Source organism: Kluyvera sp. NPDC087067 (assembly GCF_044745165.1).
Classification (GTDB): domain Bacteria; phylum Pseudomonadota; class Gammaproteobacteria; order Enterobacterales; family Enterobacteriaceae; genus Kluyvera.
In genome coordinates this window covers 927,016-940,789 of record NZ_JBIUZS010000001.1, presented here as the reverse complement: position 1 = coordinate 940,789, position 13,774 = coordinate 927,016, and the positions used below count along the sequence as shown (strand labels likewise).

The following is a 13,774-nucleotide window of genomic DNA, read 5'->3' as shown; positions in this document are numbered from 1 at the left end:
ATTGGCTGCCCGCGAATTATTTAAGCTATAAATCAACTCAGTTGCCGGGATCACACTTTGTAAATTCTTACCGCACAGCATCATGGGCTTTCCTACACTGCAAATACAGTCACAGGAGATATGACATCATGGCGCACACCCTTTCGGCGGATGATATCCGGGAAGAATTTTCACAAGCAATGTCGGCAATGTACCAGCAAGAAGTCCCGCAATATGGAACCTTGTTGGCATTAGTTGCTGATGTAAACCTGGCAGTGCTGGAAAACAACACGCGCTTACACGAACAACTGGCCAACGCCGATGAACTGGCGCGTCTTAATGTTGAACGACATGGCGCCATTCGCGTGGGGACGGCGGACGAACTGGCCACCTTATGCCGGATGTTCGCCATCATGGGTATGCACCCCGTAGGGTATTACGATCTCTCGGTCGCGGGCGTACCGGTTCATTCAACGGCTTTTCGTCCCGTGGATGATGCGGCATTGCAACGCAATCCCTTCCGCGTGTTTACCTCGTTGCTGCGTCTGGAACTTATTGATTCCCCGACGCTACGGCAAAAAGCCGCCAAAATTCTTGCCCGGCGCGATATCTTTACGCCGCGCTGCCGCGCGTTGATGAAAATTCACGACGAGCAGGGCCATTTTACGCAGCCACAGGCGCAGGAGTTTGTGCACGAAGCGCTGGAAACCTTTCGCTGGCATCGCCATACCACGGTGGACAAAGAAACCTATCAAGCGCTGCACCAGCAGCATCGACTTATTGCTGATGTCGTCTGCTTTCCCGGCTGCCACATCAATCACTTAACGCCGCGCACCCTCGATATCGACCAGGTTCAGTCATTAATGTCGAAGTACGGCATTGAGCCCAAAGCGGTGATTGAAGGCCCGCCGCGTCGCGCGGTGCCGCTGCTATTGCGTCAGACCAGTTTTAAAGCGCTCGAGGAACCGGTGCAGTTTGCCGGTGAGATGAGCGGCACGCATACCGCGCGTTTTGGTGAAATTGAGCAGCGTGGGGCGGCGCTAACGCCAAAAGGACGCGCCTTATATGATCAGCTGCTTGCCGAGGCGGGCGTAGGGAAAGACAACCTGACGCATCAGCATCATCTACAGACGGTCTTTAAAGCCTTCCCCGACAGTGAGTTTCTGCTGCGTCAACAGGGGCTGGCATGGTTTCGCTATCGCCTGACGCCCGCAGGCGACGCGCATCGTCAGGCCATTCATCCCGGCGACGATCCGCAGCCTTTTATTGAACGTGGCTGGATTGAAGCCCAGCCGATTACCTACGAAGATTTTCTGCCGGTTAGCGCCGCGGGTATTTTTCAGTCCAATCTTGGCGGCGATGCTCATGCGTTAAGCCATGGCAATGCCAGCCGGGAAGCCTTTGAACAGGCATTAGGGCGCAGCGTTCTTAATGAATTCAGTCTTTATGAGGAAGCCGAAATGCGCAGCAAACGGCGTTGCGGTCTGCTCTGAAACAGGTACTCTGCATGGGAATCAGTTTAAAAGGAAGAACACCATGCAGACCCCCTCAACCCGTGTCGAAACCCAACAAGGAACGTTATCAGGACTTGTGGACGAGGATATTCATCTCTGGCGCGGTATACCCTATGCGAGCGCACCAATAGGTTCGCTACGCTGGCGCGCACCGCAGCCGCCATCCTCGTGGCGCGGCGTCCGCCAGGCGGACACGTTCTCAGCCTCCAGCTGGCAAAGCAGCGAGTATTGTCAGACGCTGGGCGGCGGCGACCCGGGCCGCTTTTCTGAAGATTGCCTCTATCTCAATATCTGGTCTCCTGCCAAACGCACCACGGCATTGCCGGTGATGGTCTGGCTTCACGGCGGTGGTTTCACCATCGGCGCGGGTGGCCTGCCGCCTTATGACGGCAAGGCGCTGGCGAGGCGGGGCGCGGTAGTGGTTACGCTTAATTACCGTCTTGGACATCTGGGTTTCTTTGCCCATCCGGCACTGGATGAGGAAGACGGCGAGCGGATTTATAATTTCGGGTTGTTGGATCAAATTGCGGCGTTACGTTGGGTGCAGGAGAACATCGCGGCCTTTGGCGGCGATTGTGACAACGTCACGTTATTCGGTGAGTCCGCCGGGGCGCGTAGCGTACTGTCACTGATGGCGTCTCCTAAAGCTGCGGGATTATTCCATAAGGCGATAATTCAGAGTGGCTATACGTTGCCCGACCTGCCGCGTGAAACAGCGCTAACGCGGGGTGAACAGCTTGCCGCCTATCTCAATCTCCCCAACGCTTCAGCGGACAGGCTGCGTGAAATTCCGGCTGAGGTGTTCTGGTCGTTACCGGCCCCTTATAACACTGGCCCGGCGCCGATTGCAGGTGACGCGGTGCTGCCGCAACCGATGCTGGATGTTTTTTTTGCTGGCAAGCAGCATGCGATGCCTGTCATGGTCGGCTCTAACAGTGATGAAGCCAGCGTGATGGCGGTCTTTGGCATCGACCTTGCTGGCCAGATTCAAAAATTACGCCGTGAGCGTCGGCTGGGATTGGGGCTGATTAAATTGCTGTATCCGGGCGTGAAGGACGATGTTGAACTGGGGCGACAAGTCTGCCGCGATATGGCATTTACCACCCTCGGGTATGTGGTGATGCAGGCGCAACAGCGCATCAATCAACCCTGCTGGCGATACTGGTTTGATTATGTGGCGGAGGCCGAGCATGACACCTATTTACACGGCGCATGGCATGGCAACGAAGTGCCGTATGTTTTTGACACCCTTGGGCAGATTTCACCGTCGCGCGACTATGCTAGCGCAAGCGATCTCGACTTTGCCCGGCTGGTCGCAGACTACTGGGTGAGCTTCGCGCGCGATGCCAGCGTTAACCATACCACGTTGTCCGGGCCACTGCGTTGGCCCGCGGCGGTGCGTGGCCGTGACCGATTATTACGCATTGGTTTGCAAAAGGGCGCCGGTTTTCACGTGGAGAACCGCTTTATGCGTGCGCGGATGGCGTTATTCAAACGCGTGATGAAACACCATGTCAGCCTGGATTAAGAGATTTTATTGTGGGAGCAATTGGATTCTCAATCAATTTTGTCTAGAGTGGGCGTGATTAAAGCCATCTATATTTTGCAATTTCCGACTTTAAAAGGACGCTTTGCCAGGCATGAATCGCAGACATTTCATCAAATCATCCATGGCCGTTGCCACCGTGTGCGGAACCACTGGTTTTGCATCGCTTTTCTCCCAGGCCGCGATGGCGCAGGAGTCCGATATTGCTGACGGTCAGACGCGTCGCTTTGATTTCGGCGTACTGCAATCAATGGCGCACGATTTATCGCGTCAGCCGTGGAGTGGCGCACCGCGCGCGCTGCCCGATACGCTAGCCAACCTGACGCCGCAGGCTTACAACAGTATTCAGTACGATGCCTCCCAGTCGCTCTGGAACAACGTTAAAGAGCGCCAGCTCGACGTGCAGTTCTTCCACGTTGGCATGGGCTTTCGTCGCCGCGTGCGCATGTTCTCCCTGGATCCGGCAAATCAGCAGGCGCGTGAGATCCATTTCCGTCCTGAATTATTCCAGTACAACGATGCGGGCGTTGACACCAAACAGCTCGAAGGGCAGACCGACCTCGGGTTTGCTGGCTTCCGCGTCTTTAAAGCGCCAGAGCTTGCTCGCCGTGATATTGTTTCATTCCTCGGCGCAAGCTACTTCCGCGCGGTTGATAGCACCTATCAGTATGGCCTCTCCGCACGCGGCCTTGCCGTCGACACCTATACCGACAGTGTGGAAGAGTTCCCGGACTTTACCTCGTTCTGGTTTGAAACAGCCAAACCGGGCGCGACCAGCTTCACCGTTTATGCGCTGCTCGACAGCCCAAGCGTGACCGGTGCCTATAAATTCGTGGTGCACTGTGAAAAAGCGCAGGTGATCATGGATGTGGAAAATCACATCTACGCGCGCAAAGATATCAAACAGTTAGGCATTGCGCCGATGACCAGTATGTTCAGCTGCGGCAACAATGAGCGCCGCGTCTGCGACACCATTCATCCACAAATTCACGACTCCGATCGTCTGGCGATGTGGCTGGGCAACGGGGAGTGGATCTGTCGTCCGCTGAATAACCCGCAAAAGTTGCAGTTCAACGCCTATCAGGATAAAAACCCGAAAGGCTTTGGTCTGCTGCAACTGGATCGTGATTTTACCCACTATCAGGATGTGATGGGCTGGTACAACAAGCGTCCAAGCCTCTGGGTTGAGCCGCGTAACCACTGGGGGAAAGGGGCGGTTAGCCTGATGGAGATTCCAACCACCGGTGAGACGCTGGATAACATTGTCTGCTTCTGGCAGCCAGAAAAACCGATGAAAGCAGGCGATACGCTGAACTTCAGCTACCGTTTGTACTGGAGCGCGATGCCGCCGATTCGCTCTCCGCTCGCCCGCGTGCTGGCGACCCGTACCGGCATGGGCAGTTTCCCGGAAGGCTGGGCACCGGGCGAACATTATCCAGAGAAATGGTCACGCCGGTTTGCGATTGATTTCGTCGGCGGTGATTTGAAAGCCGCTGCCCCGAAAGGTATTGAACCGGTGATCACGCTCTCCAGCGGTGAAGCGAAGCAGATAGAGATCCTCTACGTTGAACCGTTCGACGGCTATCGAATATTGTTCGACTGGTATCCAACCTCTGACTCGACCGACCCGGTAGACATGCGCCTGTTCCTGCGCTGCCAGAGCGATGCCATCAGCGAAACGTGGCTGTATCAATACTTCCCACCGGCACCGGATAAACGTCAATACGTTGACGACCGAATCATGAAGTAACTCTTGCTTATCCCGGCCGAGCACAGCGACGCCGGGTTCTGCTCCTGACTGGATGCCTGAATATGACTCCCGCAGAAACGATCATCGTCACCGACACGCTCAATCTCCAGGCCGTTAACGAAAGCCATATCAGCGAACTGCATCAATTAGTTCTGCGCAATAAATTGTGGCTGCAACAAACCCTGAACTGGCCGCAGTTCGTTAAAAGTGAGCAGGAAACTCGCCAGAACGTGCAGGGCAATATGATGCTGCATCAGCGCAGTATCGCTAAAATGTTCCTGATATTTGCCGACGATAAAATGGTTGGCGTGCTCTCGTTTAACCAGATAGAACCCTCAAATAAAACGGGCTATATCGGTTACTGGTTGGATGAATCGGCGCAGGGAAAGGGCATTTTATCCACGTCATTGCAGGCGTTTATGCACTACTACGCACAAAGCGGCGAGGTCCGTCGATTTGTGATTAAATGTCGGGTGGATAATTTACGCAGCAATCGGGTGGCGCAGCGCAACGGTTTTCAGCTTGAAGGCTGTTTACGTCAGGCCGAGTTTCTCAACGATAAATTCCACGACCAGAATATCTACGCGCGTATTATTGATAACACCGCGCTATAGAGCGCCAAACAGCGGGGTACGGGTAATGTTTTGCGTCCCGTTGATGGTCTTACGACCTCGCAGAGAAATGGCTTCCCCAGCCAGCGCTTCAATGACCGCGCTGCCGCTAATATCAATGTGATACTCGATCAGCACATCGCCCATAATCTGCGCATCGCCCTGAATCAGGACGTGATCGTCGAGCAAAATAGGGCCGCCGCGCAGCTGGGCATTACCGCCGACCATAACATGGTGCTTTAACACACAGTTTCCTTCAATGCGGGCATTTTCCGCCACCTGGGCGCTGTAGCGTAAGGTGGGGATCTCATCTTCACCGAACCCGGCGATAATTCTCGCGTAGCCATAGACCTTGGCGCAATCACAGACCCAGACGTTATTCTCTTCATTGCCTTCCAGCCGCGCGTTATCGTAAACCTCTGCCCGGTGTTCGACAAAAGCGTGATGCAACCGTGCGTTACCGTATATTTGCGCCTGATGGACGATTCGGCACTGGCTAAGACGAGCGTGGTCATAAATTTGCAGCTCGCGGTCTTGCTCGGCGGTTAAGCCTTTGGCCGCAATGATCTGGCAGTGCTCGCTGATATGGGCATGGCCGAACAGGTGGCAAACGCCGTGCACCTGCGAATGGCGAACGGTCACATCACCGGTGAGGCGGGCAAGATGGCTGATGTTGCTCTCATCAACCCAGGCATTACCGCCAATCAACGCCTGATGGCTTATCTCGCAGGCGTGGGTGACCCGGGCGTTATCTTCAATACGCGCACCGGCATACACCAGGCTATTTTCATCATAAACCCAACAGTCGCCGTCCTGACTTAACGCCTGCTCATCGTCAAGCCAGCCGCCGCGTGTCCCGGCGGTAATGTCGGAAAAATCACGCAGGACGATAATTTGCCGCACGCAAAGGCTCTCTTTTGCCCCGGGCGGGCCAATATGCACGGTACGACTCTCATCGCTCAGACGGAACTTTTTCATGGCGGCCCCTGACCAGACAGTTACCGTTAACTGTAGCAAAAGCTGAACTTATCGGGCGTTTCTGCGCTATAACATGTGATGCTTACTGTAGCGGCTCGTAATTCATTCCACCGGACTCACAATAACTGAAACTAAAAGCGCCATTGTTTAAAAAATAATCGGGTTTATTTATGTTTTGTTTCTTGTCGGCAATTTGGGTCTTGTGTCCACTATTGACACACCTTGATATTCCTTGAAAACAAGCTTTAAATGTGTGCCTGAGAATTTACTATTTGCAGCATTAACCTGAGATTCTACTATCTGATGCAAAGCAGTATTCCTGGATGCATTAACCAACTCATTTCTATAGAATTCATTAAGGCTGGCTCCCTGTTTTTCTATCGAGTCTTTCCTTTGTTCAAAATGATTGTTAATTCTTCGCTTTAACGAGGTCATTTTCTCCGGTGACTGAGAAATTCTACTGATATTTTTTATAAATGCTTTTTTTGGGATCACGCTTGCATTTCGATTACTTACATCCTGGTAAATGGGGTTACTTGATATTGATGGATTAATTGAGTTTATAGCCACAAACCTTCTCCTTTTTTTAGCCTCTCACAATTATCTGCAGACTATTCTGCAATACTATAAAAAAACGCACATACGTATTTTTTTAGGTACCGGGCGCTGGAAAACTCTGAGCAATCGGGGTAGCGTTTTCCCGGCTGAAGGGGGGAGCGGTCCGATGCAAAACCTGCTGAAATCAGGGCATGATTTAACAATCAGTTAGACCCCGTCAGCACAACCGAACTACGCGACAGAATGCGGCGGTCGACCTGCCAATATGACAATATCTATTTGCAATTAATGTGAGCCGGAAAATCCGTTGAAAGCGATTCGCAGGGATTTCGATTGCGAGCCGCTACACTTACCGGGGTAATCAACATGTGCCAACCATGTGCCATGGTCATGCTGGCAACATCGCGTCTTTGGACCGCGTTTTCCCCTAGCGCAGGCTCAAAGAATCATTTAAAATGCAACTTAACTAATTTTTAATAAATCAAAAAAATGTACAAAGAAAATGACGGCGTCCGCGTTCTGAATCTTCCGGCGGGCTATTTCGGCATGGTACTGGGGACTATCGGCATGGGGTTTGCCTGGCGCTATGCCAGCACCATTTTACCGGTCAGTCATGTTATTGGTGATGCGCTGGTTATCCTGGCTATCGTCATGTGGTCACTGCTGACGCTGGCGTTTCTCACGCGCGCGGTGCGTTTCCCCTACAGCGTCTGGCAGGAGATGCATCATCCCATTGCCAGCAGCTTTGTCAGTCTGTTTCCCGCTACCACCATGCTGGTGGCAATTGGCGTCACGCAGTGGTTGCGTCCGCTGGCGCTGGTGCTGTTTGGCATTGGGGTGGCGCTGCAATTAAGCTATGCCGCCTGGCAAACCGCCGGGCTATGGCGCGGCGAGCATCCGGCTGATGCCACGACTCCCGGACTCTATTTGCCGACCGTAGCCAATAACTTTATTAGCGCGATGGCCTGCGGTGCGCTGGGCTTCAACGATGCCGGGCTGGTATTTCTCGGCGCGGGGGTTATCTCCTGGCTCACTCTGGAACCGTCGATTGTCCAACGCTTACGCAGCGGCGGCGCTCTGTCGGTGCCGCTACGAACCTCGCTGGGTATTCAGCTGGCACCTGCGCTTGTGGCCTGTAATGCCTGGCTTAGCGTGAACGGGGGGCATGCGGATGTGTTCGCCAAAATGCTGTTTGGCTATGGTTTGCTGCAACTGCTGTTTATGTTGCGCCTGATGCCATGGTACTTGCGTCAGGCCTTTAACGCCTCGTTCTGGAGCTTCTCGTTCGGCATTTCCGCTCTGGCGTCTACCGGGCTGCATCTTGGTCACGCCAGTAATGCGGGTTTTTTCCATCATCTGGCGATGCCGCTGTTTATTTTTACCAATATCGTGATTGGCCTGCTGCTGCTAAAAACGTTGCACCTGCTCATTCAGGGTAAACTTTTGACCCGTGTTGCCCCGTCGACACTGAAGAAACCGAAGGATGAATAATGACCACTCGTGATGAAAACTATTTCACTGAAAAATACGGCCTGACCCGTACCCATTCTGACGTGTTGCACGCCGCCACGTTGTTGAAACCGGGTAAAACGCTCGACCTTGGCTGCGGCAATGGTCGTAACAGCCTGTATCTGGCGGCGAATGGTTATGAGGTGACCGCGTGGGATAAGAACCCGATGAGCATCAAAAACCTGCTGTCCATCCGCGACGCGGAAGGGCTGGAAAACCTGCAGGCGGAAGTGAAAGATCTTAACGCGCTAAGCTTTGACGGTGAGTATGATTTTATCCTCTCTACCGTGGTGATGATGTTCCTTGAGGCGAAAACCATTCCGGGGCTGATTGCTAACATGCAGCGTTGCACCAAACCCGGTGGTTATAACCTGATCGTCGCGGCGATGGATACCGAAGATTTCCCTTGTACGGTAGGTTTCCCGTTTGCCTTCAAAGCCGGGGAGTTGAAAAACTATTATCAAGGCTGGGATTTGCAGAAATATAACGAAGATGTGGGCGAACTGCATCGTACCGACGAAAACGGCAATCGCATTAAATTACGCTTTGCGACACTGCTTGCGCGCAAAGAATCATAACTGCTATTTATATAACGGGCGAAAGCCCGTTATTTGGTGAATCATTTATATAAATAATGAGAGCAGGCTCCATATTTGCCGCGACAAACTCCTGATACATTTGCTATAACTTACTGGCATTTGTGCATTTATCAGGGATTATTCTTATGCGTACTCAAGCGTTTTTCAAAGCGGCTGCCCTTGTGGGCGTTCTGGCATTAGCAGGCTGTGCATCGAAGACCACTACCCCAGAACAGTATTCAGGATTTTTAAAAGATTATTCCGGTCTGCAGGAAGCCACCACGGCGTCGGGAAAAACGGAACTGCGCTGGATCTCTCCAGACTATAAACCGGCTAATTACGACAACATCGTCTACAACCCAATAACCTACTATCCGGTGCCGAAACCGACCACTCAGGTGGGCAAAAAAGCGCTGGCGGATATCCTCAATTACACCAATACCGAAGTGAAGAAAGCCATTAGCGAGCGTAAAACGCTGGCGACTACGGCTGGCCCGCGCAGCCTGATCTTCCGTGGCGCTATCACGGCGGTTGACTCCAGTAAACAAGGGTTACAGTTCTACGAGGTTATCCCAATTGCCATGGTTGTGGCGGGTACCGAGGCCGCAACGGGTCATCGCACGATGAACACCAATCTGTATTTTGAAGGTGAACTGATTGATGCCGCGACGAATAAACCGGTGATTAAGGTTGTCCGTAAGGGAGAGGGCAAAGATTTGTCCAACTCTAATGCGCAGCTGACGCTGGATACGTTGAAACAGGTTATTGATGATATGGCTATTGACGCGGTTAAATTTGATCCGTCGCAGAAATAAATTAATAACATTATAAAATAAAGGGTGACGCGCAGGTGCCACCCTTTATTTATGGATTACGCGCGACTGGTTAAAAATATTCGCCATTGTTGCGGTTTAGCGAACATCACTAAATTACCCAGCAGAATCAACACCAGCCCAATAATGGCATTTGTGTGCCACTGATAACCTTCATAAACCGTCGATAGGGTTAAGGCGACCAGCGGAAAGAGCAGGGTACTGTAAGCCGCATTGCTGGCCCCGATGCGCCCGACCAGGGTAAAGTAGACGCCAAACGCAATCACCGAGCCGAAAATCGCCAGATAGAATAGCGCGCCCATATAGCTAAGCGTCCACTGCACAGTAAAATCATCGCCGCGCACCAAGGCGATAATACCGATAATCACGGTGCCATAGAGCATTGCCCAGGTGTTGGTGGTCAGCGTTTCGAGCCCCCGGCGCTGGTGGCGCAGACTGAGCATATTCCCCAACGAAAAGCCATATGTGCCCAGTGCGCTAAGCAAGATCCCCGCCAGCAGCGTACTGCTAAGCCCAACGGCGCGTAAATCCTGCCAGAACAACGTGACGATCCCGCCGAGCCCCAGAAGGGCGGCAAAATAGAAACGCTTCGGCGGCGTCTGCCGATAAAACAAAAAGCTATTGATCGCGTTAAATAATACCGCCATCGAGAAAATAACCGATTCCAGCCCGGTATTAATCCATTTTGCCGCGGTGTAGAAACACAAAAAATTAAAGCCAAATACGCAGCAACCCTGTAGAACGCAAAACAGATGATCGCGAAGGGAAAGCGGTCGCAGGCGGCGTAAGCACAGCAATATCGTTAACATCGCAATGCTGGCAATGGCAAAACGCCAGAAAATAGACACCGCCTCCGGCACAGGCCCTTGTTGTAAAAAAATGGCAATCCATGTTGTTCCCCAGATAACCACAACCAGCGCATAAAGCAGTGCGTTCATAGAGCCTCTTACCCCTCATCGTAAAAGGCTTTAGTGTGCGGTGTTGGTGACGGCGGCGCTTGCACGAGATTGCCAACGACTTGCATATTCTTGCGGTTTTTCATTACCGCAGCGCCTGGACGACTGGAATCGGATGCTGACAAACTCTAGACTGAGGCATTGATCATTGTGGCTGAGATGTTAATGACTCAAACCTACGCGACCTTCGAAAGATTACAAAGCCAGAATGCCGTGCTGAGGGGAACCGTGGCGCTTAATTCCGGGATCCAGCTCGCCTCCTGGTACAATAAGTGCGATACCCTGACGGTGCAAAGCGATCACCACACGCTGAGCCTGTACGTGGCCGATGGCTATGAAAGCTACCAGAAAACGCCGCACGGCTGGAAAAACGGCGGCGGGCCTGACCGTTTCTGCCTGATGCCGCAGGACAGCGAATCAACGTGGGACATTCGCGGTGACCTTTCCTTTGTCCATCTCTACTGCACCGAAGCGCATTTGCGTAAGGTGGGGGAACAGATATGGGACCGCAGCCCGGCATCCCTGACGCTGGATGAGCAAATATTCGGCAATGATGAAAAAATCACGTTGCTCTATCGCCAGTTTCTGCTCGGCTATGACTGGCAGCAACCGGCAAATCAGCTGACGTTGAGCAGTGCCAGCACGCTGTTATTGACCCATTTGTTGCAGCACTATTCCAACGTGCAGTGGCGGTTGCCGACGGTAACCGGCGGTTTATCGCCGTCAGTGTTAAAGCACGCGTTAGACTATATCGATGAGCATCTGGCACAACCGCTGACGCTGGCTGAACTGGCAGCGCAAGCGAGCCTGAGCGAGTATCACTTTGCGCGCATGTTTCGTCAGTCGGTGGGTTTAGCGCCGCATCAGTATGTGATGCAGCGCCGGATGGATAAAGCCCAGCACCTGGTACGACACAGCCCGTTGCCGCTCACCGAGATTGCGCTTGCCTGCGGTTTCAGCTCGGCCAGCCACTTCAGCAATCGCTTCAAGGCCGCTTTAGGCACTACGCCGTCACAGCTACGTGCGAGCCTTGCGGGATAGCAGCACGAAGCTTGTCCCGCCAATCACTAATCCCCAGAATGCGGAACCGACTCCTGCCAGCGTAATACCGCTGGCGGTCACCAGAAACGTCACCATTGCCGCATCGCGTTCGCCCGCGACGTTTAAGGACTGGAACAGGCTGCCGCCCAAGGTTCCGAGCAGCGCCAGCCCCGCCAGCATCTGGATCCAGACTGCCGGTAAGGCGGACATCAATGCGGTAATCGAGCCGCCAAAGACCCCGGCAAGCAGATAGAAAATCCCGGCAGCGGCAGCGGCAAGCCAGCGCTTAGCGGGATCCGGATGAGCATCAGGGCTTTGGCAAATCGCCGCGGTAATCGCCGCAATACACACTGAATAGACGCCAAACGGGGCGAGTAGCAGCCCGAACGCACCGCTAATGACAATCAGCGGCGAGACGGGAACCCGATAACCGGAAGCCTGTAAGGTGGCAAGGCCAGGGGCATTTTGCGAGGCCATTGTCACCAAAAAGAAGGGAATGCCGATGCTGAGTAAGGCCGTGAGCGAGAAATGCGGGGCAATAAACTGCGGCATAACGATCGCCATGCTGAGCGATTGAGTGACAACGTCACCTTTTAGAGCGGCGACGACCATCCCGACTGCCAGCGCGGCGACCACCGCATAGCGTGGCGCCATCGCTTTAAACAGCAACCAGCTGACCAGCATACTTCCGCATAACAGCAGATGCCCTTCAAGCGTACTGAAAGCCTGTAGGCCAAAACGCAACAAAATACCTGCCAGCATGGCGGCGGCCAGCGAATGGGGGATCATTTTCATCAACCGGGCGAACCAGCCCGTCAGGCCGCACAGAACAATTAAACCGTTGGCAAAGATGAAAATACCTACCGCATCATTTAGCGTCGCGCCCTGTAAGCTGCCGACCAGCAGGGCCGCGCCGGGAGTCGACCATGCGGTTAAAATGGGCACTTTACGCCACAGCGTCAGCACCAGCGTACTGACGCCCATCGCCAGGCCCAGAGCGGTCATCCAGCCGGATATCTGAATGGCGCTGGCGCCAGCCGCTGCCGCGGCTTGCCAGATGATCGCCGCAGAGCTTGCGTAGCCAACCAGCACGGCGACAAAACCAGCCAGAACGGTCGGGAAAGGGAGAAGTGAAGATCGCATAGGTGTCTCTTGTGCGTTATAACGTCCGTGCACTTTATCATTGTGCGCTATAGCGCACAACTCCCCGGCATTTGTTAAGCGTCGGGCAGCCAGTGGGGTATACTGACCGCAAGTCGCTGAACGGAGGTGGAATGAATATTGCGCAACATCTGGCCCAGACGCTGAAAATGCAGCGTCAGCAGCGTGGCTGGAGCTTGTCGAAACTGGCGGAAGAGACCGGCGTTTCCAAAGCTATGCTGGGGCAAATCGAACGTCATGAATCAAGCCCAACCGTGGCCACGCTCTGGAAAATCGCCACGGGTCTCAACGTGCCATTTTCGCTGTTTATCACTCCGCCGGAACCCGGCGATGAGCTGGCTTTTGATCCGCAACAACAGGCAATGGTGGTCACCCCGGTTTTTCCGTGGGATTCAGAACTGTGCTTTGATCACTTTTCTATTACGCTAGCACCTGGTGCTTTAAGCGAATCCACGCCGCATGAAAAAGGGGTTATTGAACATGTGGTGGTCATCAGCGGAACGCTCGATATGTGGGTTAAGGGAGTATGGCAGTCGCTCGCGCCGGGAGAAGGGCTACGCTTTGCAGGCGATCTGGCTCACGCTTACCGCAATAGCGGCGAGCAGACCGTGCATTTTCACTCTATTATCCATTACCCCAAAGAAAAAGCCGCAGGCAAGCCTGCGGCAAATCACGACAATGATTCATAACGTCGTCGTTACGAGGAAGTCCGGAATACGAGGCTGACTCTATCGCAGTCTTATCGACAGGCGAAATGCTC

The 13,774-nt window shown here is 53.4% G+C and carries 13 protein-coding genes; 9 read left to right on the top strand and 4 right to left on the bottom strand.

The annotated features are described in order from the left end of the window. The first annotated feature begins 128 nt into the window (after positions 1–128). From ACIPDS_RS04515 to rimL, 4 genes are all read left to right on the top strand, one after another. Complete coding sequence (locus ACIPDS_RS04515; RefSeq protein WP_400733044.1) at positions 129–1,472, top strand: VOC family protein; 1,344 nt, start codon at positions 129–131, stop codon at positions 1,470–1,472. 43 nt (positions 1,473–1,515) lie between these two features. Further along, positions 1,516–3,021 (top strand): carboxylesterase/lipase family protein, encoded by a 1,506-nt coding sequence (locus ACIPDS_RS04510; RefSeq protein ID WP_400733042.1) that lies wholly within the window; start codon positions 1,516–1,518, stop codon positions 3,019–3,021. Between the two features lie 112 nt (positions 3,022–3,133). After that, positions 3,134–4,789 (top strand): glucan biosynthesis protein D, encoded by a 1,656-nt coding sequence (locus tag ACIPDS_RS04505; RefSeq protein WP_400733040.1) that lies wholly within the window; start codon positions 3,134–3,136, stop codon positions 4,787–4,789. Between the two features lie 62 nt (positions 4,790–4,851). Beyond that, a complete protein-coding gene (gene rimL / locus ACIPDS_RS04500; protein WP_400733038.1) occupies positions 4,852–5,403 on the top strand; it encodes a 50S ribosomal protein L7/L12-serine acetyltransferase in 552 nt (183 codons plus the stop codon). On the opposite strand, the gene ydcK is transcribed toward rimL, so the two are convergent. After that, positions 5,398–6,378, bottom strand: coding sequence for a YdcK family protein (gene ydcK, locus ACIPDS_RS04495; protein ID WP_400733036.1), 981 nt, complete (start codon positions 6,376–6,378; stop codon positions 5,398–5,400). The two genes, rimL and ydcK, sit on opposite strands and share 6 nt — an antisense overlap. A gap of 168 nt (positions 6,379–6,546) precedes the next feature. Continuing rightward, on the bottom strand, positions 6,547–6,948 hold the full coding sequence (locus tag ACIPDS_RS04490; RefSeq protein ID WP_400733033.1) for a hypothetical protein: 402 nt from the start codon (positions 6,946–6,948) through the stop codon (positions 6,547–6,549). Between the two features lie 477 nt (positions 6,949–7,425). Between ACIPDS_RS04490 and tehA the strand changes: the two genes are divergently transcribed. From tehA to ACIPDS_RS04475, 3 genes are all read left to right on the top strand, one after another. Further along, positions 7,426–8,427 (top strand): dicarboxylate transporter/tellurite-resistance protein TehA, encoded by a 1,002-nt coding sequence (tehA, locus tag ACIPDS_RS04485; protein ID WP_400733031.1) that lies wholly within the window; start codon positions 7,426–7,428, stop codon positions 8,425–8,427. Continuing rightward, on the top strand, positions 8,427–9,023 hold the full coding sequence (gene tehB, locus ACIPDS_RS04480) for a tellurite resistance methyltransferase TehB (RefSeq protein ID WP_400733028.1): 597 nt from the start codon (positions 8,427–8,429) through the stop codon (positions 9,021–9,023). Before tehA ends, tehB begins: the two co-directional genes overlap by 1 nt. A 146-nt stretch (positions 9,024–9,169) precedes the next feature. Next, a complete protein-coding gene (locus ACIPDS_RS04475; protein WP_400733025.1) occupies positions 9,170–9,838 on the top strand; it encodes a DUF3313 domain-containing protein in 669 nt (222 codons plus the stop codon). A gap of 56 nt (positions 9,839–9,894) precedes the next feature. Here ACIPDS_RS04475 and ACIPDS_RS04470 read toward each other — a convergent pair whose 3' ends face one another. Next, positions 9,895–10,794, bottom strand: a complete 900-nt coding sequence (locus ACIPDS_RS04470; protein WP_400733023.1) for a DMT family transporter — start codon at positions 10,792–10,794, stop codon at positions 9,895–9,897. 183 nt (positions 10,795–10,977) lie between these two features. On the opposite strand from ACIPDS_RS04470, the gene ACIPDS_RS04465 reads away from it, so the two are divergent. Beyond that, positions 10,978–11,853 carry a helix-turn-helix domain-containing protein gene (locus ACIPDS_RS04465; protein WP_400733020.1) on the top strand — a complete coding sequence of 292 codons (876 nt, stop codon included), beginning with the start codon at positions 10,978–10,980 and terminating at the stop codon, positions 11,851–11,853. Here ACIPDS_RS04465 and ACIPDS_RS04460 read toward each other — a convergent pair. Further along, the gene (locus ACIPDS_RS04460; RefSeq protein ID WP_400733017.1) at positions 11,830–12,996 is read right to left on the bottom strand and encodes a benzoate/H(+) symporter BenE family transporter; all 1,167 of its coding nucleotides are present in this window, start codon (positions 12,994–12,996) and stop codon (positions 11,830–11,832) included. The genes ACIPDS_RS04465 and ACIPDS_RS04460 overlap by 24 nt on opposite strands. Before the next feature lie 131 nt (positions 12,997–13,127). Between ACIPDS_RS04460 and ACIPDS_RS04455 the strand changes: the two genes are divergently transcribed. Continuing rightward, the gene (locus tag ACIPDS_RS04455) at positions 13,128–13,703 is read left to right on the top strand and encodes a helix-turn-helix domain-containing protein (RefSeq protein ID WP_400733014.1); all 576 of its coding nucleotides are present in this window, start codon (positions 13,128–13,130) and stop codon (positions 13,701–13,703) included. Positions 13,704–13,774 lie beyond the last annotated feature (71 nt).